The organism is Aeromicrobium sp. (assembly GCF_014378035.1).
GTDB lineage: Bacteria > Actinomycetota > Actinomycetes > Propionibacteriales > Nocardioidaceae > Aeromicrobium.
Map to the genome: position 1 here is coordinate 1 of NZ_JACMOM010000299.1, position 1859 is coordinate 1859.

Consider the following 1859-nt stretch of genomic DNA (forward strand, 5'->3'; position numbering starts at 1 on the left):
ATTCGGGACGACCGCTCCTGCCTGCGTCGCCAGCACTGGCCGCGAGCCCCCGGATAAGGGTACCCGGGGGCTCATTTTTCGGCCGGTGAGGGAATAGGTCACCCGCCGTTGCGTTGGAGGGAGCGTGACTGACGCATCCGTTTCCCCCATCAAGGTCGATATCTGGTCCGACGTGCAGTGCCCCTGGTGCTACTTCGGCAAGCGCAAGTTCGAGGCGGGTGCTGCTGCTTTCGGCGGTGCTGTCGAGGTTGAGTACCACTCCTTCGAGCTGGCCCCCGACACACCCGTCGACTTCGAGGGCAGTCCCGTCGACTACCTCAGCCAGCGCAAGGGCATGCCGGTGGAGCAAGTCACCCAGGTGCTGGCAAACGTCACCGGTATCGCGGCCTCCGTCGGTCTCGACTACGACTATGTCCACGTGCACCAGACCAACACGATCAAGGCGCACGAGCTCATCCACTACGCCAAGTCGGTGGACCGGCAGCTGGACATGAAAGAGCGGTTGCTGAAGGCGTACTTCGTCGACGGTCGACACGTGGGTCGCATCGAAGACCTCGCCGACCTCGCGGCCGAAATCGGCCTCGACCGTGCAGAGGTCGTGCGCGTGCTCACGGACGAGACCTATCTTCCCGACGTGAAGGCCGACGTAGCCCAGGCGATCGAGTACGGCATCCAGGGCGTGCCCTTCTTCGTCATCGACGGCAAGTACGGGGTGTCGGGGGCACAGGATGCGACGACCTTCGCTAACGTGCTCGAACAGGTACGAACCGAACGAGAGGCCATCCAGTGACGGATGCCGTGACCAGGCCACTGACGATCCCCCTCACCCTGGTGGGCGATCCGACCGCGGCGGCCTGCGAGGGAGACTCCTGTGCGATTCCCGACCACCACGAGCAAGCCGTGGTGAACCGTCGTCTCGACGAAGACCTGGTGTAGTCGGTTCCCATTCGGGTCGCCGTCGACCGCGGTCAACCGTCACAAACTGCTGTTTCGCCGAACGTGGACGACCCTTAGTGACGGTTCAGGCAGGGAAATGACCCGGGTTGGCCACTCAACCGGTGATGTCGGCGACGGTCGCGCCGTAGGCCGCGATGAGGCCATCGGCCTCCACGAACGCGCTGTAGCCTGCCTCTCCGGCCCCCATGGCGACCCGCCCGCCGACCATCGAGACGTCGGCGAAGACGGGCCAGGTGGTGGAACTGCCGAGCGGCGTGATCGTGCCGCGCTCGAATCCGGTCGCCTCGAGCGCCAGCTCGGGGGAGGGCAGAGAGAGTTTGTTGACCCCGACCACAGCCCGCAGCTTCGGCCAGGAGATCTGCCGGTCGCCCGGGATGAGCGCGAACAGATATTCGCGGGGCGCTCCGTCCGGGGTGTGCCGACGCACCACGAGCGACTTGACGATCTGTCGCGCCTCGATTCCCAGCAATACCGCTGCCTGCTCGAGCGAGTCGGCGGCGGGCCGCTCGACCACCTCGATTTCGAGGCCGCGTGCCCTGGCATCCGCCAGCACTCGTGCTCGTCCGATGGGGGCAGTCACGTCGGGTTCACCTTTGCCTGAGAGAATTGGGGGATGACCATGACAGCCGCTCCCCACAAGAGCGTAGAGAAGAGCCTACAGATCGGGCCGCTCGCGCTCTCTGTGCCGGTCGTGCTCGCCCCGATGGCCGGCATCACCAACACCGCGTTCCGTCGGCTCTGCCGCGAGTTCGGCGCCGGTCTCTACGTCTCAGAGATGATCACCAGCCGCGCCCTCGTCGAGCGCACCGAGGGCTCCATGCGCCTCATCAAGCACCACGAATCGGAGACGACCCGCAGCATCCAGCTCTACGGTGTCGACCCGAAGACCGTGTCCGAGGCGG

4 protein-coding genes are annotated in these 1859 nt (G+C 65.6%); 3 read left to right on the forward strand and 1 reads right to left on the reverse strand.

Annotated elements, in window-relative coordinates:
• The first annotated feature begins 124 nt into the window (after positions 1 to 124).
• Together H7290_RS15720 and H7290_RS15725 are read left to right on the forward strand one after the other, a co-directional pair.
• On the forward strand, positions 125 to 790 hold the full coding sequence (locus H7290_RS15720) for a DsbA family oxidoreductase (protein WP_290514964.1): 666 nt from the start codon (positions 125 to 127) through the stop codon (positions 788 to 790).
• An 8-nt stretch (positions 791 to 798) separates the two neighbouring features.
• On the forward strand, positions 799 to 936 hold the full coding sequence (locus H7290_RS15725) for a hypothetical protein (RefSeq protein ID WP_290514965.1): 138 nt from the start codon (positions 799 to 801) through the stop codon (positions 934 to 936).
• A 115-nt stretch (positions 937 to 1051) separates the two neighbouring features.
• Here the strand turns inward: H7290_RS15725 and H7290_RS15730 are convergent, their stop codons facing one another.
• Positions 1052 to 1537 (reverse strand): aminoacyl-tRNA deacylase, encoded by a 486-nt coding sequence (locus H7290_RS15730; RefSeq protein ID WP_290514966.1) that lies wholly within the window; start codon positions 1535 to 1537, stop codon positions 1052 to 1054.
• A gap of 33 nt (positions 1538 to 1570) precedes the next feature.
• Between H7290_RS15730 and H7290_RS15735 the strand changes: the two genes are divergently transcribed.
• A partial coding sequence (locus H7290_RS15735) for a tRNA-dihydrouridine synthase (protein ID WP_290514967.1) occupies positions 1571 to 1859 on the forward strand: 289 nt, incomplete at its 3' end.